This window comes from Streptomyces sp. PSU-S4-23 (assembly GCF_055632315.1).
The window spans coordinates 7,794,719-7,820,994 of the sequence record NZ_JBVMUU010000002.1 but is presented as its reverse complement, the minus strand read 5'-3'; the positions used below and the strand labels follow the sequence as shown (position 1 = coordinate 7,820,994).

Sequence of the window (26,276 nt, the reverse complement as noted above, 5' to 3'; positions counted from 1 at the left end):
CGGTGTGCCCGTCGATCGCGGTGTGCCCGTCGATCGCGGTGCGCTCCCCGCCGATCGCGTGCTCGCCGTCGGCCGCGGCTTCGTCCGTGGCCGCCGCGGCCCGGTCAGTGTCCCCCGAGGGGGCGTGAGGGTCGATACCCGCGCCCTCTCCCTCCGTCCCGGTCCCCGGCCGCCGCAGCCCCGCGCCCCACCGGGCCAGAAGCACGAGGATCCCGGGCAGACTTGCGACGAAGCTGAGGACGCCGTAGACGACGGCGACGCTCAGCCCGGTCTCCGCGCCGAGGCCGGCCGCGCCGAACGCCCAGGCGGTGACGCCCTCCCGGGGACCCCAGCCGCCGACGTTCAGCGGGAGCCCCATGGCGATGAGCGCGAGCAGGGCCAGGGGAAGGAGCGTGACCGGGGACGCCTGCGATCCGGCCGCCCTCGCCGCGACCAGGAACATCAGCAGATGACCGGCGAGCACGGCCACGGACGAGGACACCACCGCCGGCCAACTGCCGCGGGCCAGCAGGGCGCTGCGCGCCTCGGCGAGCGCGGCGCCGAGGGCGCGGCGCCGGCCCGACGGACGCGGGGTCCGGCCCATCCGCACCGCCGCCACGACCGCGAACGCACCGAGCGCGGCGAGCGGCAGCAGACCCGCGAGATGGCGGGCCTGGCCCAGCACCGGCGACGGAAGGGCGAGCAGGACCGGCACACCGACGGCCACGAGGGCCACCTGGCCGGCGGTCCGCTCCAGCACCACCGCGCGCACACCGCGTCCCACGTCGCCGGCGCTCTGCCCGTGCCGCACGGCGCGGTGCACGTCGCCGAGCACACCGCCGGGGAGCGCCGCGTTGAGGAACAGCGCGCGGTAGTAGTCGGCGACGGCGGCACCCAGCGGCAGCCGGATGCCGAGGGCATCGGCCACGCGGCACCAGCGCCAGGCGCTGAACACGGTGGTCAGCACGCCGATTCCGAGCCCGGCGAGCAGGGCCGGGCCGTCGATCCGCCGCAGCCCGTCGAGGAAGACCCCCGTGCCGAGCCGCCACAGGAGCACACCCAGGATGAGGACCCCGGCGGCGGTGCCGAAGTGGCTGCGCACACCGCGCAGGAGGGCACGGCGACGGCCCCGGTCCGCACGGGCGCCGTCGCTCCGTGGGGCCGGCACGGTCATGCCGTCCCTCACGGCCGGGCCGGCCGTGGGCGTCCCCCGCCCCGCCCGCACCGGCGCGGTCCGTACGCTCATGACGCGCCCCCCGCCGACCGCGGCAGGACCAGGACGTCGCTGTGGTGGACCACCACGGCGAGTCCGCCGGCCGCGCAGGCGGCCAGACGGTCCTCCAGATAGGCGTCGGCACCGGCCGCCAGGTCGGGCCGCTGTTCCACGGCCGCGCCGACCCAGCCCCGCAGCCACTCCTCGATCAGGGCGGACTGCCGGGCGCCGAGCCGCCACGGGCTCGGATGGACCCGTACCGTCGCTCCGAGCCGGCCGAACGCGTCGCAGGCCGCGCTCACCGCGTCGGGGCCGAGGAGGTCCCCGCGGCGCTGGTGGGCGTTGAACGCCTCGGCGATCTCCTGGTCCAGGGGGTGCGCGGGCGTGAGGTCCACGCGGCCGACGACGGAGAGCGTCAGCAGCGCCGGGCAGCCCGCGCCCACGCAGGCCGCGGCGAGCGTGTCGATCTCCTCCGGTGTGAGGACGTCGAGGAGCGCGGAGGCGGTGACCAGCGAGGCGCCGGTGAGGGCGTCGGGCGTGAGCCGGCCGATGTCGCCGCGCTGTGTGGTGACGCTCACCGGGCTGCCGTCGGCGGCCGCCCGGGGTGCCCCCACCGTGGCGAAGTGCAGCAGATAGGGGTCCCGGTCGTGCAGGATCCAGTGCTGGTCACCGTCGAGGAGCGGGGCGAGCCAGCGGCCCATCGAACCGGTGCCGCAGCCCAGGTCGTGCACGACCAGGCCGGTGGCGCGCCCGGGCTGGTTCGCGAGCCGGATCCGCAGCGGGTCGAGCAGGTCGTGGGCCCGCGCGGCCGCGTCGGCGGGCTCACGCAACCGCAGCCACTGCGGGGCGTACCGGGGGACCTCGGCGGGGTCGCCGTCGGCGGGCGCGGGGATCGCGGACAGGACCACCGGCGCGGAGATGGTGTCCGGGGGTGCCGTACGGGACTCGGGGCCCTCCGGCTCCGTACCCGCCGTGGAGCCCGTCGGTGTCGTACTCGTGTTCATGCCGCCCTCCGGGGATCGTGGCCCATCCGGCTCAGGACGCCCGCCAGGCTGCGCGCCGTGGTCGCCCAGCCGTCCAGCGCGGCCCGGCGGCCGCGGGCGGCGGCCTTGAGGCGGCGCCGCACGTCCGCCTCGCCGAACCAGCCGCGCAGCTCCGCCGCCAGCGCGGCGGGGTCCTCCGGCGGTACGAGGATGCCGGGCACCCCGCCGTCGGGTGCGCGCCCGACCGCCTCCGGCAGGCCGCCGACGTCGGTGGCGAGGACCGGGATGCCGCGGGCGAGGGCTTCGGTGACGGCCATGCCGTATGTCTCGGCGTACGAGGTGAGGACCATGAGGTCGGCGGCGGCGTAGCTGGCGTCCAGGGCCGCGCCGGACTGGGGTCCGGCCAGCCGCAACCGGTCGCCGAGGCCGTGCTCGTCGATGAGGGCGCGCAGGCGGGCGACGTACTCCGGGTCGTGGCCGAGCCCGCCGACGCAGACGCAGCTCCACGGCAGGTCGGTGACGGTGGCGAGGGCCTCGATCAGCCGGTGCTGTCCCTTGCGCGGGGTGACCGCCGCGACGCACAGCAGCCGTGACACGCCGTCGGTGCCGGGGGCGAGCGGCGCGATATCGGCGCCGGGAGCGGCGACATGGACGCGGTCGGGGGCGAGCCCGTGGTGGGAGACGAGCCGGCGCACGGCCCAGTCGCTGGTGGCCACGACGGCGGACACGGCCCGCAGGGTGGCGCGTTCCCTGGCGTCGAGTTCGGCCGCGGTCCGCGGGTCCAGGCCGGTCTCGTCGCCGAGCGGCAGGTGCACGAGGACGGCGAGGCACAGGCGTTCGGCCTCGGGCACCACGATCTCGGGGACGCCGCAGGCGACCAGGCCGTCGAGCAGGACGATGGTGCCGTCGGGCAGTTCCCGCAGGGTGCGGGCCAGTTCCCCGCGTGCCGCCGCGCCGGGCCGGGGCCAGGCGCCCTCGACCGTGTGCTTGTGGACCTGCCAGCCGAATCCGGGCAGGTCGAGGCAGATGCGGCGGTCGTAGGCGTTGCCGCCGCTGGGGGCGGCCGGGTCGTCGACTCCGCCCGGCATGACGAAGTGGACGGTGCGCAGGGACATGGGGATGATGCCGGCGTTCCTGAGGGCCGAGTGCTGTACGGGTACGAAGTTCAGGGGCGCCCGTTCGGTGGTGCGCCGTTCGGTGGTGTGACGTGCCGTGGTGTGACGTGCGGTCGTGTGACCGTCGGCGCTCGGGGCCGCGTGGCCGATGGTCGTGTCGGTCACAGGGCACGCTCGTAACTCGCCCAGGCGATGTGCGATTCGTGCAGGGTGACGGTGAGACCGGATATCCCTCGGGCGCTCTCGCCCAGCGCGCCCTTGTGGATCCGCTCGGCGAGGCGGTCGGCGATCACCTTGGCCAGGAACTCCGTCGAGGTGTTGGTGTGCGCGAAGTCCGGCTCGCTGTCGAGGTTGCGGTAGTTGAGCTCGCCCACCACGGCGCCGAGCTCCTGCGTGGCCAGTCCGATGTCGACGACGATGTTGTCGTCGTCCAGCTCGGCGCGGCGGAAGGTGGCGTCCACGAGGAACGTCGCACCGTGCAGGCGCTGCGCGGGTCCGAAGACCTCGCCGCGGAAGCTGTGGGCGATCATCAGGTGATCGCGGACGGTGATGCTGAACAACGGACGACCCTCCAGGTGCGGTGCGTCTGATCCCCCTGCCGGGGCATGCCGTGTAGTACGGCTGACCCCTGCGCGTTGTTCAGCTGCCCGTTCGCCTTGTTGCGAGGTTCTCCGGGATGTCCACGGGAGTTCCCCCGAAGGCCGGGCAACTCGGGCGCGGCGGGGCTCAGTCGGCGTCGTACAGAACTCGGTGGCACAACCCCTTGTACGCGCCGCCGGCGAGTCGCGGCAGCACGTCGGGGAGGTCTTCGAAGGCGGACTCGCCGGTGATGAGCGCGTCGAACACGGGGTCCGAGAGCAGGTCGAGGGCGAGGGCGAGCCGGTCCGCGTAGCCGCGTCCGGCCCGGGCGTGCGGCGAGACGGTGCCGACCTGGCTGCTGCGCAGCGTGAGACGGCGCGAGTGGAACGCCTCGCCGAGCGGGAGGGTGACACTGCGGTCGCCGTACCAGCTGAGTTCGACGACGGTGCCTTCCGGAGCGAGCAGGTCCAGGCAGCGTACGAGCCCCTGTTCGGTGGCGCTGGCGTGGACGACGAGGTCGCACTCGCCGAGGGCGTCCTCGGGCAGGGCGAAGTCCACGCCGAGGGCGCGGGCGGTCGCGGCGCGCGCGGCATCGGCGTCGACGAGCTGCACACGGACGCCGGGGAACCGGGCGAGGAGCGCGGCCACGGAGCATCCGATCATGCCGCCGCCGACGACGGCGATCCGGTCCCCGACGAGGGGGCCCGCGTCCCACAGCGCGTTGACGGCGGTCTCGACGGTGCCGGCCAGGATGGCACGGCCGGCGGGCACGGTGTCGGGCACGACGGTGACGGCGCCGGCCGGCACGACGTACCGGCTCTGGTGCGGATACAGACAGAACACGGTCCGTCCCACCAGTTCGTCGGGCCCGTGCTCCACCCGTCCGACGCTCAGATAGCCGTACTTCACGGGCGCCGGGAAGTCGCCCTCCTGGAACGGGGCACGCATGGCGGCATGCTGACTCTCCGGCACGCCGCCGCGGAAGACGAGGGTCTCCGTGCCGCGGCTGACCCCCGAATACAGCGCGCGCACGAGCACCTCGCCGTCGCCGGGCTCGGGAAGCCCGACGTCCCGCAGTTCTCCGTGCCCGGGCGAGCCGAGCCAGAACGCGCGAGCTGTGAGGTCCATGTGCGTCCTCCTGAACGATCCGCCGACTCTTCACGTACCGCAGCTACGAGAAGTCGCGCACAAGGTACGCGCGAAGATCGAATCTGTCACTTGGCCGGAGGGTGAGCGGTGGCCCTGAACCACACATATGACGCGAGGCTGTTGCAGCAGGAGACGACCGTGGGAGCGGGCGTGCAGGTGCTGCTGCTGGTCTTGTTGGGCACGGCGGTCGGGCTGGGCCCGGCCGGCTGGCTGACGGGCCTGGCGTTCGCGCTCGCCACCTGGGCCGTGCTGACCCGTGCCGTGCTCCGCTCCAGGCTGCGCACCTTCGGCCCGGCCAACCGGGTGACGCTGGGGCGGGCGATCCTGGTGGGCGGCGTCACGGCGCTGGTCGCGGACTCGTTCGAAAGCTCGCCCCCGGTGACGCTGTTCGTCGGTCTGACGGCGGTGGCGCTGGTCCTGGACGGCGTGGACGGCAAGGTCGCCCGGCGCACGGGCACCGCGAGCGCGCTGGGCGCACGCTTCGACATGGAGGTCGACGCGTTCCTGATCCTGGTGCTGAGCGTGTACGTGTCGATGTCGCTGGGCCCGTGGGTCCTGCTGATCGGGGGGATGCGGTACGTGTTCGTGGCGGCCGCGCGGGTGCTGCCGTGGCTGAACGGGGAACTGCCGCCGAGCATGGCGCGCAAGACGGTGGCGGCGCTGCAGGGCATCACCCTGCTGGTGGCCGGCTCGGGATACCTGCCGTACGCGGCGACGGCGGGGCTCGTCGCGGTCGCGCTGACCTCCCTGACCTGGTCGTTCGGCCGGGATGTGCTGTGGCTGTGGAGCGTGCGCGACGAGGGGCAGGACCCGGTGGATGCCGCCGTTCCCCTCGACGAGGTGGTGCAGCCGGTCGCCGAACTGGTGGCGGGGCCCTGACCTCTGTCAGGGAGCGGTCCTGCCGAGGTCGAGACGTCCGACGCGGGCCACGTTCTCCCGGTCGCCGGCGTCCGTGCTCGTCTCGGCGGCGAACCAGGCGTCGAGGATCTCCTTGAGCAGCGGCTCGGACGTCAGCCGCAGGCTGAGCGCCAGCACGTTCGCGTCGTTCCAGCGGCGCGCGCCGTCCGCCGTGTACGCGTCCGTGCACAGGGCCGCCCGTATCCCGGGCACCTTGTTCGCGGCGATCGAGGCGCCCGTGCCGGTCCAGCAGCACACGACCGCCTGGTCCGACCTGCCGTCGGCGACGTCGCGGGCCGCTGCCTCCGAGCACACCGCCCACCGCGCGTCGTCCCCGGGACTCAGCGCTCCGTGCGCGAGCACCTCGTGACCGCGGCGGCGCAGTTCGTCGGCGACGGCGCGGGCCACGGGTTCGTCCATGTCCGAGGAGACGGAGATCCGCATGCGCCGCAGGCTACTCCTCGGCCCCCGCGGGTGGTCCTGGCGCGCGACGGGGTACTCGGGGGGACCTCGGCGGGGGGCCGGGCGGCGGGAAGGAGCCGGACGTGGGCGGCAGCGACGGGCTGCGGGAGTACCGCGGCAGACGTGACTTCGGCAGGACCGGCGAACCCCGGGGCGACACGGCGCCGGCCGGCGGGCAGCCCCGTTTCGTCGTGCAGATCCACGATGCGAGCACCCTGCACTTCGACTTCCGGCTCCAGGTCGGCGATGTGCTGAAGTCGTGGTCCGTCCCCAAGGGGCCCTCCACCGATCCCGGTGACAAGCGCCTTGCCGTTCCCACCGAGGACCATCCGCTGGAGTACGAGGACTTCGAGGGCGTCATCCCGGCGGGCGAGTACGGGGGCGGCACCGTCATCGTCTGGGACCGCGGCACCTATCTGCCGCTGAGCCATGACCGCCGCGGGCGGCCCGTGCCCTTCGCGCAGTCCCTGGAGCACGGGCACGCCACGTTCCGGCTCGACGGGGCGAAGCTGCACGGCGAGTACGCCCTCACCCGGTTCCGCGGCGGGCGGGGGGACGGCGGGCGGGCGGCCTGGCTGCTGGTACGGACGGGCAGGGCCGGAAGCGGGGGACACGGAACCCCGGACCCGCACCGGGCCCGCTCGGTGCGCAGCGGGCGCACGCTCGCGCAGGTCGCTGCGGACGACCACGGGCGGTGAGCGGTCTCGATCAGTCGTGAGAGGCCGTGCGGAGCAGTGCGTAGCCGTGCGGAGCAGTGCGTAGCCGTGCGGAGCCGCACTGGCGGATCCGGTGCCGGTCACGCGGATCGCGTTCACGGAGTGGACCCGGGACGGCATGCTGCGCCATCCTCGGTTTCCCCGGCTGCGCAACCGGCCGCGCGACGACGAGCGGGCGGACGACGACGAGCGGGCGGACGAGGTCGTGCGCGAGCGTCCCCGGCGGTGACCGGGTGTGAGCGCCGGCCCCGCCCGGCGCCGCAGAGCGCCTGAGGCCGGCCCCCTTCGGGGCCCTGAACGAGATCCGGTGATCCATGCCCAACGACAGCATCGTCGAGGTCGGCTCCGACGTGTACCTCGTCGCGGGAAGCAGCACCAACTGGGTGATCGTCAAGGACGGCGGCACCGCCACCCTCGTCGACACCGGGTATCCCCGGGACCGGGAGCGTCTCCTCGCGTCGCTGGCCGCCGTCGGTGTCGCCCCCGGCGCCGTGGCGGCCGTGCTGATCACGCACGCGCACAACGACCACATCGGCGCCGCGGAGTACCTGCGCCGCACGCACGGGACGCCGGTTCTGATGCACGAGGCGGAGCTCGCGCACGCCCGCCGCGAGTTCCTGCACCAGGTCTCGGTCGGCCAGGTCCTCGCCAACGGCTGGCGGCCCGGTGTCCTTCCGTGGGCCGTCCACGCGCTGCGGGCGGGGGGAACGGCGCACATCCCCGTCATCGAGCCGCAGGCGTTCCCCGGGGAGGGCCGGCTCGATGTTCCGGGGCGTCCGCTTCCGGTGCTCACTCCCGGTCACACCGACGGGCACTGCGCCTACCATCTGGCCGACGCCGGGATCCTGATCACGGGCGACGCGCTGGTCAGCGGCCATCCGACGGCGCGCCGCCGCGGCCCCCAGCTGCTGCCCCGGATGTTCCACCGGGACCGGGCCCGGGCGCTCGATTCGCTGACCGCCCTGGAAGGGCTCGACGCCGACGTCCTCCTGCCCGGCCACGGCCCGCTGATCGGCACGGCCGTCGCCACGGCGGTCGAACACGCACGCGAACTGGCCGGCTCCTAGCACGACCCCCGGCCACGACCGCCACCCGGCCCCGAGGAGGTCTTCGGCGGCCCACGGACACGTGGCCCCAACACTCGCCCCGGGCCCCCAGGCCAGACGGGCGCACCCGAGGCCAGCCAGGCCGGCGGACCGAGGCCAGACACGCGACCTCAAGGCCCCCACCGCGAGACCCGAGGCCAGATCGGCGCACCCGAAGCCGGGCACGCGGCCCGAAGCCGGGCGCAGGACCCGAAGCCAGACGCGAGGCCCGAGGCCGGGCACGCGGCCCGAAGCCGGGCGCAAGACCCGAAGCCAGACGCGCGGACCCGAAGCCAGACACGCGACCTCAAGGCCCCCACCGCGAGACCCGAGGCCAGATCGGCGCACCCGAAGCCGGGCACGCGGCCCGAAGCCGGGCGCAAGACCCGAAGCCAGGCGCAAGGCCCGAGGCCGGGCACGCGGCCCGAAGCCGGGCGCACGGTCCAACGGTCCGGTGCCGGGCCCATGGACCCGGCACCGCTTCACCCGCCGCAGGCTCCGGCCCGCCCGTCAGCCACGCGCACCCTGCGCGGCTGCCTCCGGCTCCGCATGGACCGGCCCCTCCGGCGCACGCGGCGTACCGGTCGGCCGGCCCGCCCGACGGACCGGGACGAGCAGCGCGGCGAGCGCCGCGGCAAGGCAGAGCAGGGCCAGCAGTCCGAAACCGTGGGTGTAGCCGGCGTCGTACGGCAGACCCGAGGGCTGCAGCCGTCCGGTGACCAGCACTCCGGTGACCGCGGCGCCTATGGAGCCGCCGATCGTCCGGATGTTGGCGTTCATGCCCGTCGCGGCGCCGGTCTGCTCCGCGGGGACGCTGCCGACGATCAGGTTGGCCATCGAGGCGAAGGCCAGCCCGATACCGAAGCCGAACACCCCCGCGACAAGGGCCACCTGCCACTGCCGGTCGTGCCAGAGGGTGAGGAAGCCGCAGCCGAACGCGCCCAGCGCGGCACCGGCGGTGAGCAGGGCCTTGGCTCCCACCACGGGCTCCAGACGGCCGCTCAGCATGCCCGAGACGAACATGGCGACCAGCATCGGCAGCATGAGCAGTCCGGACTCGGTGACGGACGCGCCGAAGCCGTATCCGGCGGAGGGGGGCGTCTGCACGAAGCCGGGCAGGAAGGTCCAGATGGCATACATGCCCGCGCCGAACAGCAGTGCGGCGGCGTTGGTGGTCCACACGGCGGGCAACCGCATGACGCGCAGGTCGATCAGCGGGGTGCGGGAGCGCGCCTCGCCCAGTAGCCACAGTGCGAAGAGCACCGCCGCGGCGGCGAAGAGGCCGATGACGCGGGCCGACCCCCAGCCCCATCGGCTCGCCTGGCTGAGCGGCAGCAGCAGGGCCACCAGCCATGCCGACAGCAGCACGGCGCCGCGCCAGTTGATGCGGCCCTCGGCCCGGTGGGACGACTCGGGTACGAAACGGAGGGCGATCAGGGTGGTGAGGGCGACGACGGCGACGGGGATCCAGAACAGCCAGCGGTAGTCGAGCGCGGACACGATGGGACCGGCCGCCACCATGCCGACGCCGCCGCCGGCGGCGATCACCGCTGACAGGTTGCTGATGCTGCCGCTCACCTCGGCCGGGGCGAACTCGTCCCGGATGATGCCGAAGGACAGCGGGAACAGCGCGCCGCCGGCGCCCTGGATCACCCGGGCGACGATCAGCACGCCGATGTCGGGCGCGAGCGCGGCCAGCAGACAGCCGAGCGTGACGGTCAGCAGTACGGCGACCAGCGTGCGTTTCCTGCCGGCCATGTCGCCGACCCGGCCGAGGATCGGCGTGAAGACCGAGGCGGACAGCAGATACGCCGTCATCACCCAGGTCGCGGTGGACTGCGAGGCGTGCAGGGCGTGTTGAACGGTCGGCAGGGCCGGTGCGATCAGCGACTGCAGCATGGAGAACACGCCCGCACCGGTCGCGAGGACCGCGAAGGTGAGGCGGGTGGACGTGCGGGGCATCAAGAGCCTTTCCGAACAGGGGCGGCCGGGATCACCGGCCGCGGTCGCATGGACTCGGTCGCGCCGCCGGGCAGCGCGGAGCACGGCGACGGCCGCGGGGAGCGGTCGCGGAGCGGATGGATGTGTGACTGAACGGGCGGTGCGATCGGCACGGGCCCGGTGCCAGGTCGAGGGGTAGGGGGTCGCCGACGGCGCGCGCGGCCGCACGCGCCCGGAACGGGCACACCCCGACTGCTAAAGTGGAGGTACACCTCCACTGTAACGGAGGCACCCCTCCACTTCAACTCCGCTCCGGCCCGGGAGGCAGCAGTGACGGCCCAGCCGTTCCCCGTCAGCGAGATCGTGGCGTCCCAGCGGCCCCACCGGAAGGACGCCGCCCGCAACTACGACGCCCTGATCGCAGCCGCGCGCGACGCCTTCGCGGAGAACGGCGCGGAGGCGTCCCTGGAGGACATCGCCCGGAGGGCCGGCGTCGGCATCGGCACGCTCTACCGCAACTTCCCGACCCGCCGCCACCTCTTCGAGAGCGTGTACGCGGGCGAGGTGAACGCCCTGTGCCGGGTGGCCGAGGAGGTCGCCGGCCTGGAGCCGTGGGAGGCGCTGACCTCGTGGCTGCGCCGGTTCGTCGACTACACGGTGACCAAGCGGGCCATCCGCGAGGCGATGGACGACGAGTCGGACGTCTTCCTGGCCTGCCGGGAGTCCATGTACCAGGCCGGGGGCCCGCTGTTCGAGCGCGCCCAGAAGGCGGGCGCGGCCCGCACGGACATGCGCTTCGACGACCTGCTGCGCATGGTCGCCGGGATCACCGCGACGCACTTCCTGGACGACGCACAGCGGGACCGGGTGCTCAACGTGGCGCTGGACGGAGTGCGGGCGTCCGCGAACTGACGTCCCCTCGGCCTCAGTTGTTCCAGCTCTCGTCGTACGGGTCACGGGGGGTCGGCACCGGCCTGGCCCGTACGACGTCGATGAACGGGATGACCCCCCCGTTCACGGGGTCCTTGGTCCGCTCGCCGGTGTAGGTGCCGGTGACATCGAGCCAGGAGTCGGGCTGCAGGACGGGTGGCAGCTTCCCGGACAGCCCCACCTTGACCGGCTGCGCGTCGGCGGCGCAGCAGCTGAGGGCCATGCGGACCAGGTAGGGCGTGCCGCCGCGATCGAGGGCGACGAACCCGGTGATCTCGACCTTCCGGCCGCCGAGGGAGCGTCCGTGGCCGTAGGCGGCGCGGCCCGCGTAGTCCACCAGGTTGAGCCGGACCGGGTCGCCGCCCGGCAGGGCCGGGTAGCCGAAGGGCGGCTGGAGGGCGGTTCCGGTGCGCAGGGCGCTGTAGGAGCCCAGCGCGGGCGGGGCGACCAGGATGAGGGCGAACAGGGGCAGCACGAGGAGCCAGGAGACACGGGGCTCGCGATGGGTGTGCCCGTGCTGGTGCCCGTGCTGGTGATCCTGGGCGTCCCCGTGGACGTGGTGCGGCTCGCCGCCGTCGGGGCGCGCCGCGGCCACCCGCGACCGGCGCAGTTCGTACCAGACGGTGGCCGCGGCGGCCACGATCAGCACGGCCCCGGAAGCGAGCAGCAGCGGGCGCAGCCCGGCCTTGACGTAGCGCAGATACAGATCGGTGGTGCCGGCGTGCAGCATCGCTCCGCCGAGCAGGAAGAGAACGGCGGCCTGCGCCTGACGGTTCACAGCAGCACCGCCCCGGTCAGGACCGATACCAGGATCGCGAGCACGAGGGTGGCGGGGGCGAACCGCAGGGCGAAGGAGCGGCCGAACGTGCCGGCCTGCATCGCGAACAGCTTCAGGTCGATCATCGGTCCCACCACGAGGAACGCCAGCCGGGCGGTCAGCGAGAACTGGGACAGCGAGGCGGCCACGAACGCGTCCGCCTCGGAGCAGATCGACAGCAGCACGGCCAGGACCGACAGCGCGAGGACCGCCACCACCGGGTCGCCCGCCGCCGTGCGCAGCCAACTCGCCGGCGCCACGGCCTTGAGGGTGGCGGCGGCCATGGCGCCGACCACGAGGAAGCCGCCGGCGTGCATCACGTCGTGCCGTACGGAGCCCCAGAACGCGGCTCCCTTGCTCCGGCCCTCGTACGACGCACGGTCCGGCGGCCGCAGCCATTCGGTGCGCCCCAGCCGCTGCCACAGCCACCCCATCGCACACGCCACGAGCAGGCTCGCCGCGAACCGGGCGAGGACCATCTCCGGGTCGCGCGGGAACGCGACGGCGGTGGCCGTCAGCACGATCGGGTTGATCGCGGGGGCGGACAACAGGAAGGCCAGTGCCGCGGCGGGCGTGACACCCCGGCGCACGAGCGCCCCCGCGACGGGCACCGACGCGCATTCGCAGCCGGGCAGGACCGCCCCGGCCACGCCGGCGACCGGCACCGCGAGCGCGGGCCGTCGCGGCAGCGCCCGGGCGAAGAACGACGGCGGGACGAACACCGCGAGGGCCGCCGACAGCAGGACACCGAGGACCAGGAAGGGCAGGGCCTGGACGACCACCGCGAGGAAGACGGTCATCCAGCTCTGCATCACCGGTGCGCCCAGCGCCCGCCGGATGGGTCCCTGCCCGACGGCCATCAGGAGCAGCAGCAGCGTCAGGCCGAGGGAGGAGTTGAACTGCCATCCCTGCGGAGTCTGCTCGCCGTCGCCCCGGTCGCCCCGGCCGCCTCGGCCGACCGCAGGCGGGGGTGCTTTGACGATGGTCACGGTCGGGATACCTCCGGGAGGGACGGGCGGCGCGGGGGGTTCCCCTTCTCCTCTACGCGGCCCTGGACGCCCGTGTCTCATCCGGTCCCGGAAATTTGCCGGTCAATGACCCTTTCGGTACGCCGTCTCCGGCTGGCCCTGCGCGGCCGGGGCGTGCCGACGGCGGAAGAGCGCCGGCAGGCTCGGCACGGTCAGGAACCCCTCGGCACGTGCGCTGGCGAGGCCGATGCGCGGGATGTCGCTGCTCTTCTCGAACAGCAGGAAGCGGGGTTCCCACACGGGCCGGTACTTGGCGTTGGCGCGGTAGAGGGACTCGATCTGCCACCAGCGCGAGAAGAAGGTCAGCACGGAGCGCCACAGCCGCAGGACGGGACCGGCGCCCAGACGGGAGCCGCGTTCGAAGACGGAGCGGAACATGGCGAAGTTGAGCGACACCCGCTCGACGCCGATCTCACGGGCGCGCAGCAGCAGCTCGATGACCATGAACTCCATCAGGCCGTTCTCGCAGTTGCGGTCGCGCCGCATCAGGTCGAGGGAAAGCCCGTGCTCGCCCCAGGGAACGAAGCTGAGCAGGGCCCGGGGCTCGCCCTCGCCGTCACGGCACTCCAGCATCATGCAGCACCCGTCGGCGGGGTCGCCGAGGCGGCCCAGGGCCATGGAGAAGCCGCGTTCGCTGCCGCCGTCGCGCCAGTGGTCCGCCTTCTCGATCAGCGTGGCCATGTCCTGCTCCGGGATGTCCCCGTGGCGTCGGACGGTCACGGTGTACCCGGCGCGCCGGACGCGGTTGTGCGCCTGCCGCACGACCCGCATCGCCCGTCCCTCCAGACTGAAGTCGGCGACGTCCACGATCGCCTCGTCACCCAGTTCGAGGGCGTCCAGTCCGTGCCGGGCGTAGATGGTTCCGGCCTCCTCGCTGGCGCCCATGACGGCGGGCGTCCAGGCGTGCCGACGCGCCTCCTCCAGCCACTGCTCGATGGCGCCCGGCCATGCCTCGGGGTCGCCGATCGGGTCGCCGGAGGCGAGGGTGACGCCGCCGACCACCCGGTAGGTGACGGCGGCCTTACCGCTCGGGGACCAGATCACGGCCTTGTCGCGGCGCAGCGCGAAGTAGCCGAGGGAGTCCCGCTCACCGTGCTTGGCGAGCAGCACCCGCAGTCGCTGCTCGTCCTCCGCGCCGAGGAGTTCGCGGCCGCGGGGGGAACGGAAGCAGGCGTACAGGACGAGGAGGAAGGAGACCGCGATCAGGATGTTGACGGTGATGTCCACCCAGCGCGGGGCGTGCACGGCGTCGACGCGGTCGGCGAGCGGGCCGACGCTGATGCCGCGCAGCAGCGTGTATGCGATCTCGTCCGTCAGGGTGGCCCCGGGCAGCGTGTTGGTGGCGCGCACCAGCAGGGTGCCGATGCCGCCGCTGACGAGGATGCCGCAGGCGCCGACGATCAGTGCGAGACGCGGGTTGGAGCGGTCGCCCACGGCCCGGAACTCCTTGCGCCCGAGCAGCAGCGCCGCCACGAACAGGCCGGTGAGCAGGGCGGAGATCCAGTTGAAGACGTGCCGGCGGTAGGGGTCCTGGGTCAGGGCGAGCGCGTAGAGCCCGAAGAGGGAGCCGGCCAGCAGCATGTTGAAGATCCACGCGGCCCGCTTGCGACGCCGCATCACCACGGCCAGGAACAGGGCGAGGGCCGCCGAGACCAGTCCGGCGGTGGCGAGGTACGGGGTGAAGTACTCGCCGGCGTTGTGCTCGTGGACCTCTTCGCGGAAGGGCAGCGAGAGGACCGCCACGATGTTCAGCAGCACCTGCAGCCGCAGGTACCACACGGTGGCGACGGCCGCTCCCGGCCGGAGGCGCGCGAGCAACGGCGGCCGGTCGCCTTCCGTACTCTGCGGGCGCGGGGGGTGCTGCCGGGGGATCACTGCTTGTTGCTGTGCGGGCACCGCGATGACTCACCTTGACAAGAGGCCGGGGAAACCGGCGGGGACGGAAGCGGCAGGGGAAACGGGGCCCTGTAAACACTACATTTCGTAGGGGGCACAGGGAGCACACAGAGAGTAGGAGTCAGGCAAGGATCGGCGCTACTGCGCTACTGGGTCCGCTCCTCCACGCCCACGGTGCGGGCGGCCTCGTCGGCCTGCCGGCGATCCGGTCGTCCGGGATCCGGGCACTCCGGGTCCGCGTTCCCGGGGTCCTCGCGGTCGCCCTCCCCCCGGTCGAGATCCATGGAACCGGGGCTCATGGGGCCCATACCCATGGGACTGGCATCCATGGAGTCCGCAGCCATGGGTGTGGGCCCCGCGGGGCCCACACCCGCGCACTCTGCCAGGAAGGGCACCAGCCCCCGTTCCAGCACGGCGAGCTCCCACGCCGCACGGGCCCGGCTCACCTCGGGGTCGCCCGGTGCCGCCTCGCCGGCCCCGCGCCGGGCTCGGCCGCGTGCGCCCGTCACCAGAAGCCAGCCGAGATCCCCGATCGCGGCCCCCGCCGTCACGGCCGCGGCGATCACTCCCGCCATCACGAGCCCGTCGCCGATGTGGGGGCGCACGGCGAAGGCGCGCAGGCCGAATCCGCACAGCAGGAACACTCCCGTGGCCACGGCCCCGAGGCTCGGCACGAGGATCGCGAGCACGGGCAGGATCCGCTCCTTCGTGGCGTCGTCGGCGTGCGGCGGACCGTCGCGGCCGACGGCGGCGGCCAGCGCCTTGACGTACTCGTCGTGTTCCGCGGCGGCGACACCGAGGAGTCGCTCCCGCTCCTCCAGGGCCCGCGCCCGCAACCGCTCACGCCACGGGCCCGTGTCGGCGGCACCGATCGCGGCGGCGATCTCAGGAGAGTCCAGGGCCCGGTCCACCACCTGCTCGAAGATCGGACCGCCCAGTGGTGACGGCTCGTCAGACTCCTGCACGGCTCCCCCGATCGGCAGCAACGCACCGCCCGGTACGGACCGGCGGACGGACGCCCCAAACCCTACAACATGTAGGACATCCGTCAGGGCGGCACACCCTCATACGGCGCACACCCCGCGCGGTACTCGATCCGATCATCCGCTCAGCCCTCCCCGGTCGGTACGGAGTCCAGGCCGGTGCAGGCCAGCCTGCCGCCCATCTCGGCGCACGCCTCCACACCGTCGAGCGAGGTGACGGCGATCATGGGGCTCGCCCAGCCGCCGGTGCCGTCGCCCGGGTACCCGGCGGACAGCACGTCCCGCCCGGAGCGGACGGAGATGACCCGGGCGTCCGACGCCCGCGCCTGGACCTCGGCCCAGGCGGTGCCGCAGGAGGGCGAGTACTCCAGCCGTACGGCGTACGAGGCGTCGTGGACCGTGCTCTTGGTCTGCGCGTCCCGGCGGCAGGCGGAGCCCACGGGCAGCTGCCCCTGGCAGGACGCTCCCCGGCACCGGGGCGAGGCCGCCGCGAGCCGCCCGCCGGGAGCGTGGGAGCGGTCGGTCGCCACGAGGGTGACCACCACCGCGGAGACCGTGACGACCAGGGCGAGCGCCGGGAACGGCAGCCGCCGCGAACGGGTGGGCCGCGCCGCGGAACCGTCGCCGGACGGCCCGTCCGCCGCCGGCGCCCGCTCGGCCGCCTCCCACAGCGCGAGCAGGGGTGCGGGGTCGGCGCCGGCGAGTGCGGCCAGCGCCTCCACGGCCGAACGGGGCGGCCGCTGGACGCCGTGGAGGTAGCGGTGCCACGCGGACTTGCTGTAGGGGGTGCGGGCGGCCAGGGCCGCGAGACTGAGGCCGGTGCGCTCCTTCAGCCCGCGCAGCCCTGCCGCCACGGGGTCGTCCGGCTGAGCGGGCGGAGCGGCCGCCGGCCGGCAGGGAATCGCCGTCCATGGCGCACCGGCCTTCACGGTCTCGATCCTTGGGGCTGTCGCATGACCTGTCCCTCGACGCCGACTCCAGTTTGGGCTGTTCGCCCTGCTTTTTGTGATCTGTTCCCTGGTGGGTGGTGCCGCCACACATGGTGCCGGTATGAGAAGGGTGAGTCGCCGGAGATCCTGACACGCCGACGGCCCGGCCGGTTCACCCGTGAGTGAACCGGCCAGGCCGTCCTTTCGATGAGCGGGAGGACGGACGTCAGCACCAGGGCACGGTGCTCCAGGCACGGACGTAGCGGGCGGAGACGTATCCGCTGCCGCCCGCGAGCCGGTACCAGCGCGGGTTCCCGTACACGTACGACCCGTACGTCTTGCAGACCAGCGCCAGCCGTCCGTTGACGCGGCGGTGGCCGATCACGCGGTAGCCGAGGCCGGGGCCGGAGCGGACGTTGAGCGGGATGTAGCGCGTGGCGACCCGCCCCGTGACCCGGGCGGTACGACGGTGGTGACGGACGTGGTGCCGGCACCGCGCGGAACGGTGCGCACGATGACGGACCGGCGTGTGCCGGGCCACGGCGGGAAGCAGTGTGTGCGGATGGTGCGGGACGGTGGCGGCGACCGGCGCCGGTGCGGCCTGATCGGCCGCGACGGCGACGGCCGCCGTGGGCACGAGCGCGAACATCGCGACCGCGGCCAGCAGGCCGCCCTGCAGTGTCCGACGAATCATGGAAACCTCCGGACTGACAGTGCGATCACGAGGCGTGATCGGACGTCGCCGAGGCTTTCCGTCCCGACGGCCGGGAATTCCGTCCCCTTGTTCCAGGGACGGGGGGAACGTCCCGTGGGACGGCCGCCGCGATGGGCGGGTGAGGCGCGGGGGCGAACGGATGCCCCGGGGCCGGCACGGACGTACCCGCCGGCGTCGGCGGTGCCGCCCGCACACGGGCGGCACCGCCGGCCGACCGGGCCGCAACCCACCAACCCGCCGTCGCCGTCCTACCGGGCCGGTGTCCCGGAAGCCGCCTGGCCCGGGGCCTGGGCCTGGGCCGGAGCCGGGGCGTATCCGGCGGGCCGGGTGGTGAACGATCCCCGGCCCTGGGTACGGCTGCGCAACCGGGTCGCGTAGCCGAACAGTTCGGCCAGCGGCACGGTGGCGGTCAGGACCGTGGCACCCGCCCGGGCCGTCGAACCGGAGACCCGGCCGCGGCGCGCCGCCAGGTCCCCTAGCACCCCTCCGACGGCATCGTCGGGCACCGTGACGGTGACCTCGGCGACCGGCTCCAGCAGCACCATCAGGCACGCCCGCAGCGCCTCCCGGAGCGCGAGCCGGCCGGCCGTCCGGAACGCCGTCTCCGACGAGTCCTTCGGATGGGTCGCCCCGTCGGTCAGCAGGACGCTCAGCCCGGTCACCGGATGGCCGCCCAGCGGTCCCTCGGCCAGTGCGTCCCGGCAGCCGGCCTCGACCGCCCGGACGTACTCCTGAGGCACCCGGCCGCCGACGACGGCCGAGCGGAACGCGAAGCCCGTCGCGCCCTCGCCGTCCCCGGCCGCCAGCGGTTCCACGTCGAGGACCACGTGGGCGAACTGGCCCGCGCCGCCGTCCTGTTTGACGTGCCGGTACACCAGCCCGGAGACCCCGCGGACCACCGTCTCCCGGTGGGCCACCCGGGGCCGGCCGACGCCCACGTCCAGGCCGTGGGCGCGGCGGATCTTCTCCACCGCCACCTCCAGGTGCAGTTCACCCATGCCGGACAGCACGGTCTGGCCGGTCTCCGGGTCGGTGCGGACGGTCAGCGAGGGATCCTCCTCGACCAGGCGTGCGAGCGCCGCCGCCAGCCGGCCGGTGTCGGTGCTCCTGCGGGCCTCGACCGCGACGGAGACGACCGGTTCGGCGACCGTCGCAGGCTCCAGGAGCAGGGGCGCCCCGGGTGCGCACAGCGTCGATCCGGCACGGGCCGCCTTCGGTCCCGCCACCGCGACGATGTCCCCGGCCACGGCCCGGTCCAGCTCCGCGTGGCGGTCGGCCCGCACCCGCAGGATCCGGCCGATCCGCTCGGTGCGCCTGGTGCCCGCGTCCATCACCGTCTCTCCCTTCGTGAGCGTGCCCGAGTAGACCCGCAGATAGGTGAGCCGTCCCGTGGGCGTGGCGTTCACCTTGAACGCCAGGGCCGCGAACGGTGCCGCCGGGTCGGCGGCCCGCTCCTGCTCCGTGCCGTCCTCGCCGGTGCCGCGCACCGCGGGCACGTCCAGCGGCGACGGCAGGTAGGCGACGGCGGCGTCCAGCAGCGGCTCGATGCCGCGGTTGCGGTACGCCGAGCCGCACAGCACCACGACGCCTTCACCGCTGCGGGTCAGCTCGCGCAGCGCACGGGCCAGGGTCCGCGGGGTGAGGGTGGCCGTGGCGCAGAACTCCTCCAGGGCCAGGGGGTGGAGTTCGGCCACGGCCTCCTCCAGCGTCCTGCGGCGCCGCCGGGCCTCGTCGAGCAGGGCGTCGGGGACCGAGCCCTCCTCGGCCGTGTCGCCGCCGTCGGCCCAGACCAGGGACCGCATGCGCAGCAGGTCCACCACGCCCGTGAACCGGTCCTCCGCCCCGATCGGCAGCTGGACGACCAGCGGGGCCGGGTGCAGCCGCCGGCGGATCGAGTCGACCGCCGTGTCGAGGTCGGCGCCCGCGCGGTCCAGCTTGTTGACGAAGGCGATGCGTGGCACTCCGTACCGGTCGGCCTGCCGCCACACCGACTCGCTCTGCGGTTCGACGCCCGCGACCGCGTCGAACACGGCGATCGCGCCGTCCAGCACGCGCAGCGAGCGCTCGACCTCGTCGGCGAAGTCGACGTGGCCCGGGGTGTCGATGAGGTTGATCCGGTGACCGTCCCAGGCGCAGCTGACGGCCGCGGCGAAGATGGTGATGCCGCGGTCGCGTTCCTGGGGGTCGAAGTCGGTGACGGTCGTGCCGTCGTGGACCTCACCGCGCTTGTGGGTGGTCCCGGTCAGATAGAGGATCCGCTCGGTGACGGTGGTCTTCCCGGCGTCGACGTGGGCGAGGATGCCGAGATTGCGGACGGCGGTGAGCGGACTGGTGGGTTGACGGTGCAGATCGGTGCGCACGGCCCGTGGCCTTTCGAGTTGTCGAGGTGTCGCGGAGTCGCGGAGTCGCGGAGTCGCGGAACAGGGCGGCGCGATTGCCGGACGAACGGGCCCGCGGCCGGGCCGTGTCGAGACCTCCGACGAGCCGCGGAGCGCGGCGGCGCGTTCCGGCGGCCGGCCGGGCACTGCCGGCACCGCCGGCCGGGGGCGGGCGGGGTCAGGTGTTCGTCACGGGCATCCGGTTCCGGCCGCGCAGCCGGCACCGGACGTACGAGGACACCAGGATCACCTCGTACCGTGACCGGGGAACGACGACAGCGGTGCGCTCACGCACGGCCGGGCTCCCCTCACTCGTCACGGAACGCGCCGCGAGAACAGTGCGGCGCGCGATGCACGGTGAGTGTAGGAAGCGAGCGGGGCCCGAAGCACCGTGTTTTTTTCCTGCCGGTGGAGAACCGGCGGCGCTGCCGGATGCAGGGGCCCTCACCCGGTGGTGGGCTGCGCGGGCAGGGTGAAGACGTGTCCCGGTGTGGCGATCTTCGTGATCGCCTCGCCGAAGAGCGTGCTGGAGGCCTTGCCCCCGTGGTCGATGTCGGTGTTCAGCAGCACGACGAGGGTGGTCCGCGCGGACGGGAGGTGGACGGTCAGGGACTCGTAGCCCGGCAGTGCCCCGTTGTGCCCGATCCAGCCCCGTACGGTGAAGACACCGAGGCCGTATCCGACGCCCGGGAACGGGGCCGGGGGCGTGCTGAGCCGCTCGCGCTGAAGGGCCGGGCTGATCAGGGGGCCGCCGCCCGGCAGCCTGCCGGTGGCCAGCGTGCGCGCCCACACCCGCAGGTCCCGCAGATCGGAGATCATCGCACCGGCCGCCCAGCCCCAGGAGGGGTTCCAGCCAGCCGCGTCCTCGGTCTGCCCGTCCGCGGTCTGGTTCGTGTACCCCTGCGCGTGCGGGTCCGGGAACGTAGCACCGTCGGGGAACAGCGTGCGGTTCAGTCCGGCCGGTGCGAGGATGTTCCGCCGGATGAAGTCCCCCAGCCGCAGTCCACTCACCTTCTCGACGACCAGCCCGAGCAGAACCAGGTTGGTGTTGGAGTAGTCGAACCTCTCCCCCGGCGGGAACAGCACCGGATGCCCGAAGGAGTAGCCGAGCAGCTCGCGCGGAGTGAACGACCGCCGTGGATCGGACGTCAGCGCCTTCAGGAAGGCGGTGTCCTCGCTGTAGTTGAACAACCCGCTTCGCATCCCGGCCAGTTGGCGCAGGGTGATCCTGTCCCCGCCGGGCACACCGTCGACGTACCTGCCGATCGGATCGTCCAGGCGCACCGCGCCCCGGTCGACCAGTTGCAGCAGCGCCGTCACGGTGAACGTCTTGGTCTCGCTGCCGATGCGCATGTACAGACCCGGCGACATCCTCCGGCCGCTGCTCTTGTCGGCCACTCCGAACGACCGCACATAACTGCCCCGGTTCGGCGTGAACAGTCCCACGGTCACACCGGGCACGCGCGCCTCCCGCATGACCTGCCGCACGGCCGCGTCGAGTTGCCGCGTCACTTCGGGAGCGAGCTCCCGGGCCTCCCCCGAGAACACTCTCGTGACACCGGACGGCGTGCGCGGCGCGTCCATGCGGACGGCCGTGGTGCGCGACTCCGGCACGTCGAACGCGGCCCCGAACGCGATCGGCATCGCGAGCATCCCCACCGCGACGGCGGCGGTGGCCCCCCTGCGCAACCGTGTGCGGGCATGCGTCATGGGCTGACTCCAACCGTGCGGGACCCCGTTCCCGCCTCCTCCGACCGGACGCGGCGCGGAGACGTGCCCGCCCACGGCGACGCCGAACACACGATGAGCCGCAGGCCACGGCCCTACCGGGGACCGTACCCCGAGGTCCTGCCCTCAGGATAGGGGCGGCCGGGGCGCGCCGCCTGTCGGCGCCCGGGCCGGCCGTACGGACCGGGGGACGCGACTGCGCAGCCGGTCGGTCGGGACCTCGGAGTCAGCGCTCGATCGGCGGCATGGCGTACGGAAACCCCGGGCACTCGGTACCGTCGCGCCGGGCCGTCCCCGCTCAGCCGTTGCACGGCGTGCCGTCTGCCCGGCACAGGAGGGCGCTGTTGCGCTCCCTTACCGGGCAGACGGTGAGCCGTAGCGGAAGGGTGTCGCACGAATGGGTCATCGCGTCGCTTTGTGCGCTCCCAGCGCCGCCGCATGAGGGGCCGGTGCGACGCGCAGGCGCGTACCGTCCGGGTCCAGGGCCTGGAGGGCCTCGAGGCAGACGATCGCCCACCGCGCATCGTCCCTGGCGTATCCGTCCCCCGACTCGGCGCGACTTCCCCCGGACCGCGTACCGACGCCCCTACCTGAAGTCGCTCGCTGGCGGCCTCCTGCCGACCTGGAAGTACACCTCCGCTGCGCACCGGGTACGAGCGCCGAGCCGCCGCCGTCGGCTCGGCAACACCACCGACCGGCTCGCCGCGGTCTTCAAGCGGCGCCGTTGCCCAGGCCGCCGGACCGGTCCGGGCAGTCGGCGAAGTGGCGGTGGGCGACCGCGGACGACGTACCGAGGAGGTCCCGCCAAAGAGTCAGAAAGGTGGCGAGGCCGCACAGAAGTGCCTACTGTCGTCGAGCAGTTGCTGGATCGGCGGAGGGGGAGCGCGCGATGGACCCGATCGTGCTGGCGGCGGGGACGGCCTTGGTCGGCGCCATGGCCACGGATGGCTGGCAGCAAGCCCGTGCGGGACTGGTCGCGATGTGGCGGCTCGTGCGCCCGGCGCAGGCGGACGGCGTCGCGGAAGACCTCGCCGGCGTCCGTACCCAGGTTCTCTCCGCCCAGGATGCCGGGGACACCGCGACTGTGCAGGCGCTGACGGGCAGTTGGCAAGTGCGTCTTCAGGAACTGCTCCGGCAGGACCCCGCGTTGGCGGACGAACTGCAACGACTGCTCGACGAGACCCTGAACCCGGCGCTGAGGGCACACGCACAGGCCCACGGCACATCGACCGTGATCAATGCGAAGGCCTTCGGGAACTCCCGGATGTACGTGGCCGGACGCGACCAGCACTTCACGTGACCCCATCGGCGTCCGCCACCGCGACCCGGTCGCTCCCGCCCTGTCCTCGCGGGACGCGCCAGTGGCGGATCCGACACCTCGGCGCGGACGCCGATCGAGGTGTTCCCAACCGCTTGACGACCGTTCCGGTACGTCACAGGAGCGACCACCCCAGGGGGAGTCGAGGTGTCGCGTCTTCGCTGGTTCAAGAACCGGTCAGCCGACAGAAACCCACAGCCGTCGGCTCGCCGCACCGGCAGAGGCAGAGCCGACCCTCGGGGAACGCCCGCACCCCCGCCCGCGGGGGACGACGGTCCCAAGATGTCGATCAACGTGTCGGCGACGGACTTCAGCCGTGTCCTGGTAGCCGGCGGGGACATGACCGTCTACGAGGCGCCGGCGCCGTACGGTCTCACGAAATGGTCCGCCGACCTGCCCGGCGTGTCACCTGAGCGAGCGCGTTCGCACCCCAGTCTGCTGCTGCGTGCGAGCCACGCGGTGGTGCACTTCACCGGCCGCGCATCGGAGTTGGACGGCCTTCGCCGCTGGCGCGACGACGCCTCGCAGCCCGGGATGGCGGTCCGGCTGGTGCACGGCCCCGGTGGGCAGGGCAAGTCCCGGCTGGCCGCTCAGGTCGCCCGCCTGTGGTCGGCCGACGGATGGTCCGTGCTGATCGCCCATCACCGCCGGGACCACTCCGAGCCGGTCACGGAATCCGCCCGCTCGACGGCAGGTGCCCCCGGAACGCTGGTGGTGGTCGACTACGCCGAGCGGTGGGACACCCCCGATCTGCTGTCCCTGCTGACGCACCTCGGTGCGCCCGGCACCCTCGTACGGGTTCTCCTCCTCGCCCGGTCGACCGGCCACTGGTGGCAGGTCCTCCAGTACCGGATCGATCGCGCTCTGGGGGTAGCCGCAGACACCCACGAGCTGGGACCGCTGGCACAGCGCCCCGCCGACCGGGTCGACCTGTTCACGGCGGCACGCGACAGCTTCGCCGAGCAGCTCGGCGTGTCCGATCCGGAAGCCGTGGCACCGCCGCCCGCCCTCGTGCGGCACGAGGCGTACCGCTTGGTCCTCAGCGTGCACATGGCCGCGCTCACCGCCGTCCTCGCCCATCGCGACGGGACCACGGCGCCCACCGAGCCCACGGAGGTCTCCGCCTATCTCCTCACACGCGAACGTGACCACTGGCAGGAGCTGCACATCGGTCCCGGCCGCTTGTTCCCCACCGACCCGGACACCATGGCCCGGGCCGTCTACACAGCGACGCTCACCGGCCCCCTGCCCTACCGGGTCGGCCTGGAAGCCCTGCAGAGGATCGGCGTGCGCTCCGTCGATCCTGGGCAGGTTCTCACCGACCACGCCTTCTGCTATCCGCCTCCGGCCGCCGGTACGGTCCTCGAACCGCTCTGTCCGGACCGCCTCGGCGAGGACTTTCTCGCGCTGTCCACTCCCGGGCACGCTTCCACGTATCCGTCCGATCCGTGGGCGGACGAGGCGATGGCGGAGCTGCTGTCCGGTGCACAGGAGGACCCGGCGTCCGCCTGGGTAGCACCGGCCCTGACCGTCCTGATCGAAACCGCACGCCGTTGGCCCCACATCGCCGAGCGGCTGTGCCGGGCGCTCCGCGAACGTCCCTGGCTCGCTCCGCGAGGCGGCAACAGCGTGCTGACCGCACTGGCCGAGCTCGACTTCCTCGACAGCGACCTGCTGGAAGCGATCGGCGCCCACCTCCCCGCCGGACCCAGCCTCGAACTCGACGTCGGCATCGCCGCGTTCGCCCAGCGCCTGACCGAGGACCGGCTGGCCCGCACCGACGACCCCGCGGCCCGTGCCTGGCTGCGGGCCCAGCTCGGCGCCAGGCTGGCGTCCGCGGAACTCCATCTCCAGGCGGTGATCGAATTCCAGGAAGCCCTCGCGATCTACCGCCGGCTCGACACGGCCGACTACTCACTCGACGACGTGGGCGGGCTGTTGACCGTCCTCGGTGCTCTCGGCAACTCCCAGGCCGCGCTGGGACGGAACGAGGAGGCCCTGACGAACACCACGGCGGCGGTGCAGGCCTGCCGCGCGTGGGCCGGGATCGACCCGGCGACTCACGGGCCGACGCTCGCGCGACTGCTGACCAACCAGGGAGGTCAGCTCTGGGAACTGGGACGGCATCAGGAGGCCGTGGACGCAACCGAGGAGGCCGTCAGGGTCTGCCGGCCGCTGGGTGACGGCCCCGTTCCGCACGCCGCCGAAGCGGCCCTCGGCGCCGCGTTGAGCAATCTCGGCATGATGCGCGCGCAGACGGGACAGCCGGAGGAAGCCCTCGCCGCCACCGCCGAGTCGGTGGAGGTCCATCGACGGCTCGCCGAGGCCGATCCGGCCACCCACCGGCCAAGCCTCGCGGAGAGCCTGCACAGGTACGCGGCGGTCCGCGAGATGCTCCGAGCCGACACCGATCACGCCGCCACCGCCGCGGCCGAGGCGACCGGGATCTACACGGACCTGGCCGGTGTACGGCGGGCCCGGTTCACCGAAGCCCTGCGGTCCAGCCGGCGGATCGAGGAGAACCTCGACGACACCTCGTTTCCGGCTGAGTTGCGACGGGCCGCTCTCCAGCGTGGAGTCCGCCACATCTCGCTGTCCCCCGATGGCGCACACGCCGTGGCGGCCGCCCTCTTGGTCCGCCGGGCGGATCGATGCCTCGCCGACGGCGAGTTCGCGGAGAGCCGTGACCTGCTCACCGAGGCCGTCGAGCGGTACCGCGACCTTGCCAGGAGCGACCCGGAGACGTACGAGCACGAGCTGGCGAACGCACTGCACCTGGCCTCGCTCGCCGAAGCCAAGCTGGAAGACTTCGAGCCGGCTCTGGTGCACTCCGCCGAAACGACCGAGATCACGCGACGGTGTGTCCAGGCCGACGCCGCCGCCACTCCGGCGTTGGCCGCCGTTCTCGTGGCGAATGCCAGCATCCGCTCCACGGCAGGGGCGGAGCTCCCCCAGGCACTCGACGCCGTGTTGGAGGCGACAGAGCTCTACCAGCGACTCGCGCAGCGGGCACCGGCCACGTTCGGTGAGAACCTGGTCATCGCCCGTCAGGTCCTCGTCGGCGTACTGCACGGCCTCGGCGATCACTCAAGGACCGACAGGATCTCCCGTGCCCTCGACGAAATCGGTCAGGGCGAGTCATAGGTCATGAGTCGTCATGAGTCACGCTCATGCGCGCCCACCGGCCCGGCCTCGACGCGGCGGCCAAACGGGTCCGCCTCAACGACCCGGTGCGGTTGTGCAGGACCCGGATGCCTTCCCCCATGTCCGTCCACGCTGGAAGGTTCCCGACCGTCTGCTCGACAAGGACTCGGCCTGCCTGTGTTCCGGGAGAGCGACGGCCCCGCTGTCGCCCGCAAGGCACGGGAGCACCGGCTGATGCCGATCGTCACGGTGCTATAGCCGGCGGTCCCGGTAACCGATCTGCCCGAACGG

21 protein-coding genes and 1 pseudogene are annotated in these 26,276 nt (G+C 73.4%); 7 read left to right on the top strand and 15 right to left on the bottom strand.

Translation table 11 applies throughout. The annotated features are described in order from the left end of the window. Positions 1-166 precede the first annotated feature (166 nt). The 5 genes and pseudogenes from ACZ79I_RS35375 to ACZ79I_RS35355 all read right to left on the bottom strand — a co-directional run. A pseudogene (locus ACZ79I_RS35375) lies at positions 167-1,153 on the bottom strand (lysylphosphatidylglycerol synthase transmembrane domain-containing protein); the annotation flags it as partial. Between the two features lie 68 nt (positions 1,154-1,221). Beyond that, positions 1,222-2,196, bottom strand: a complete 975-nt coding sequence (locus ACZ79I_RS35370; protein ID WP_471503152.1) for an SAM-dependent methyltransferase — start codon at positions 2,194-2,196, stop codon at positions 1,222-1,224. Further along, positions 2,193-3,344 carry a glycosyltransferase family 4 protein gene (locus ACZ79I_RS35365; RefSeq protein ID WP_471505410.1) on the bottom strand — a complete coding sequence of 384 codons (1,152 nt, stop codon included), beginning with the start codon at positions 3,342-3,344 and terminating at the stop codon, positions 2,193-2,195. Before ACZ79I_RS35365 ends, ACZ79I_RS35370 begins: the two co-directional genes overlap by 4 nt. Before the next feature lie 107 nt (positions 3,345-3,451). After that, the gene (locus ACZ79I_RS35360) at positions 3,452-3,850 is read right to left on the bottom strand and encodes a 6-pyruvoyl trahydropterin synthase family protein (protein ID WP_381078887.1); all 399 of its coding nucleotides are present in this window, start codon (positions 3,848-3,850) and stop codon (positions 3,452-3,454) included. A 166-nt stretch (positions 3,851-4,016) separates the two neighbouring features. Next, positions 4,017-4,997: a zinc-dependent alcohol dehydrogenase gene (locus ACZ79I_RS35355; protein WP_471503150.1), complete on the bottom strand. Its 981-nt coding sequence runs from the start codon at positions 4,995-4,997 to the stop codon at positions 4,017-4,019. 108 nt (positions 4,998-5,105) lie between these two features. On the opposite strand from ACZ79I_RS35355, the gene ACZ79I_RS35350 reads away from it, so the two are divergent. Further along, on the top strand, positions 5,106-5,897 hold the full coding sequence (locus ACZ79I_RS35350; RefSeq protein ID WP_471503148.1) for a CDP-alcohol phosphatidyltransferase family protein: 792 nt from the start codon (positions 5,106-5,108) through the stop codon (positions 5,895-5,897). A 6-nt stretch (positions 5,898-5,903) separates the two neighbouring features. On the opposite strand, the gene ACZ79I_RS35345 is transcribed toward ACZ79I_RS35350, so the two are convergent. Further along, positions 5,904-6,359 (bottom strand): RpiB/LacA/LacB family sugar-phosphate isomerase, encoded by a 456-nt coding sequence (locus ACZ79I_RS35345; RefSeq protein ID WP_471503146.1) that lies wholly within the window; start codon positions 6,357-6,359, stop codon positions 5,904-5,906. A 101-nt stretch (positions 6,360-6,460) separates the two neighbouring features. Between ACZ79I_RS35345 and ACZ79I_RS35340 the strand changes: the two genes are divergently transcribed. The 3 genes from ACZ79I_RS35340 to ACZ79I_RS35330 all read left to right on the top strand — a co-directional run bounded on the left by ACZ79I_RS35340 (position 6,461) and on the right by ACZ79I_RS35330 (position 8,160). Next, positions 6,461-7,075 carry a DNA polymerase ligase N-terminal domain-containing protein gene (locus ACZ79I_RS35340; protein WP_471503144.1) on the top strand — a complete coding sequence of 205 codons (615 nt, stop codon included), beginning with the start codon at positions 6,461-6,463 and terminating at the stop codon, positions 7,073-7,075. A gap of 91 nt (positions 7,076-7,166) precedes the next feature. Further along, the gene (locus ACZ79I_RS35335) at positions 7,167-7,322 is read left to right on the top strand and encodes a hypothetical protein (RefSeq protein WP_471503142.1); all 156 of its coding nucleotides are present in this window, start codon (positions 7,167-7,169) and stop codon (positions 7,320-7,322) included. 85 nt (positions 7,323-7,407) lie between these two features. Beyond that, positions 7,408-8,160, top strand: a complete 753-nt coding sequence (locus tag ACZ79I_RS35330; protein WP_471503140.1) for an MBL fold metallo-hydrolase — start codon at positions 7,408-7,410, stop codon at positions 8,158-8,160. 528 nt (positions 8,161-8,688) lie between these two features. On the opposite strand, the gene ACZ79I_RS35325 is transcribed toward ACZ79I_RS35330, so the two are convergent. Then, positions 8,689-10,140, bottom strand: a complete 1,452-nt coding sequence (locus ACZ79I_RS35325) for an MFS transporter (protein ID WP_471503138.1) — start codon at positions 10,138-10,140, stop codon at positions 8,689-8,691. 309 nt (positions 10,141-10,449) lie between these two features. Between ACZ79I_RS35325 and ACZ79I_RS35320 the strand changes: the two genes are divergently transcribed. Continuing rightward, positions 10,450-11,031 (top strand): TetR/AcrR family transcriptional regulator, encoded by a 582-nt coding sequence (locus tag ACZ79I_RS35320; protein WP_471503136.1) that lies wholly within the window; start codon positions 10,450-10,452, stop codon positions 11,029-11,031. A 13-nt stretch (positions 11,032-11,044) separates the two neighbouring features. On the opposite strand, the gene ACZ79I_RS35315 is transcribed toward ACZ79I_RS35320, so the two are convergent. From ACZ79I_RS35315 to ACZ79I_RS35280, 8 genes are all read right to left on the bottom strand, one after another. After that, positions 11,045-11,827 (bottom strand): TIGR03943 family putative permease subunit, encoded by a 783-nt coding sequence (locus ACZ79I_RS35315; protein WP_471503134.1) that lies wholly within the window; start codon positions 11,825-11,827, stop codon positions 11,045-11,047. Further along, entirely contained in the window at positions 11,824-12,855 is a 1,032-nt protein-coding gene (locus tag ACZ79I_RS35310; protein ID WP_471503132.1) for a permease, read from the bottom strand. Before ACZ79I_RS35310 ends, ACZ79I_RS35315 begins: the two co-directional genes overlap by 4 nt. A 102-nt stretch (positions 12,856-12,957) precedes the next feature. Next, positions 12,958-14,712, bottom strand: a complete 1,755-nt coding sequence (locus ACZ79I_RS35305; RefSeq protein ID WP_471503130.1) for a phosphatidylglycerol lysyltransferase domain-containing protein — start codon at positions 14,710-14,712, stop codon at positions 12,958-12,960. A gap of 224 nt (positions 14,713-14,936) precedes the next feature. After that, positions 14,937-15,755 carry a hypothetical protein gene (locus tag ACZ79I_RS35300; protein WP_471503128.1) on the bottom strand — a complete coding sequence of 273 codons (819 nt, stop codon included), beginning with the start codon at positions 15,753-15,755 and terminating at the stop codon, positions 14,937-14,939. A gap of 143 nt (positions 15,756-15,898) precedes the next feature. Then, entirely contained in the window at positions 15,899-16,627 is a 729-nt protein-coding gene (locus ACZ79I_RS35295) for a helix-turn-helix domain-containing protein (protein WP_471503126.1), read from the bottom strand. Between the two features lie 301 nt (positions 16,628-16,928). Then, on the bottom strand, positions 16,929-17,396 hold the full coding sequence (locus ACZ79I_RS35290; protein WP_471503124.1) for an SH3 domain-containing protein: 468 nt from the start codon (positions 17,394-17,396) through the stop codon (positions 16,929-16,931). Positions 17,397-17,665: 269 nt separating this feature from the next. After that, positions 17,666-19,777: an elongation factor G gene (gene fusA / locus ACZ79I_RS35285; RefSeq protein ID WP_471503122.1), complete on the bottom strand. Its 2,112-nt coding sequence runs from the start codon at positions 19,775-19,777 to the stop codon at positions 17,666-17,668. Positions 19,778-20,239: 462 nt separating this feature from the next. Further along, on the bottom strand, positions 20,240-21,505 hold the full coding sequence (locus tag ACZ79I_RS35280; RefSeq protein ID WP_471503120.1) for a serine hydrolase domain-containing protein: 1,266 nt from the start codon (positions 21,503-21,505) through the stop codon (positions 20,240-20,242). A 907-nt stretch (positions 21,506-22,412) separates the two neighbouring features. Here ACZ79I_RS35280 and ACZ79I_RS35275 point away from each other — a divergent pair. Continuing rightward, entirely contained in the window at positions 22,413-22,823 is a 411-nt protein-coding gene (locus ACZ79I_RS35275) for a hypothetical protein (protein ID WP_471503118.1), read from the top strand. A 300-nt stretch (positions 22,824-23,123) separates the two neighbouring features. Continuing rightward, complete coding sequence (locus ACZ79I_RS35270; protein WP_471503116.1) at positions 23,124-25,985, top strand: ATP-binding protein; 2,862 nt, start codon at positions 23,124-23,126, stop codon at positions 25,983-25,985. Positions 25,986-26,276: the final 291 nt, after the last annotated feature.